The sequence below is a fragment of the Vibrio sp. 10N.222.55.C7 genome (assembly GCF_041473335.1).
Lineage (GTDB): Bacteria > Pseudomonadota > Gammaproteobacteria > Enterobacterales > Vibrionaceae > Vibrio > Vibrio crassostreae_C.
Genome location: NZ_JBFRSC010000029.1, coordinates 5,847 through 6,822, shown reverse-complemented (window position 1 = coordinate 6,822; position 976 = coordinate 5,847). Strand labels below are relative to the sequence as shown.

The 976-nt window shown below is 44.9% G+C and carries 1 protein-coding gene; it reads left to right on the top strand.

Annotation, left to right across the window (positions count from 1 at the left end; genetic code table 11):
* Positions 1 to 976, top strand: a 976-nt coding sequence (locus AB4482_RS11240; protein WP_372180978.1) for a TrkA C-terminal domain-containing protein, incomplete at both ends; no start/stop codon positions are given.

Sequence of the window (976 nt, the reverse complement as noted above, 5' to 3'; positions counted from 1 at the left end):
TAGGTCCAATCCTAATGGTGACATGGGTATTCCCAACACTAATGAAATGGGATATCCGCGCTGAAGCAATCAAAATGGCAGAAGCGAACTCAGATGGTAATGCAGAGCTTGGTGCTGGTGAATTCAATGCGATGACAAAACTTGAGACTCGCGCTTTTGAAATCAAAGCAGAGAGCAAAGTGAATGGTTTGACACTAGCCCAAATCAATCAAGATTCAATAGACGCATGCATCGAAGTTATCGAGCGTGATGGCAAAGCGATTGAAGCAGACAAATTTACTAAGCTTCAACAAGGCGATGTTCTGGTTATCACAGGTACTCGTAAAGCCATTGGTCAGTTGAAAGGTGACTCTGTTGGCTCTGAAGTTGTGCTTCCAGAAGAGTACGAAGTCATTGAAGAGAACCGTCAGCTTATCGCAGACAACAAACAACTGATTGGCCGTACACTAGGTCAAATCAAATCAGAAGCGAACAAAGGCACTTACCGTGGTGTTTATGTGACTGACTACCTTCGCGAAGGTGTATCAATCCCAGTTCACGCTGACCTTGTTGTTAAGAAAAATGATGTTATTCAATTAACTGGCTCACCAAGCGATATTAATCGTGTTCAAGGTACAATCGGTAAGCCAATGAACTCAGCAACAATGACTGACTTCATTGTACTAGGCATGGGTATGGTATTGGGTCTTTTGATTGGCCTAATCAACTTCAAAATTGCAGGTATTCCGGTCACTATCGGCTCTGGTGCAGGCTGTCTAGTGTCAGGTCTGATTGTTGGTTGGTTACGCAGCCGTAACCCACATGTGGCGCAATTCCCAGAATCAGCAGCAAGCTTTATTCGCGACTTCGGTCTAGCAGCATTCGTGGGTATCGTTGGTCTTGAGGCTGGCCCTCAAGCGGTAGACACCATCAAAGAACACGGTATGAGCCTACTATTCTTGGGTGTTGCGGTAACCATCATTCCACAGATTATTTC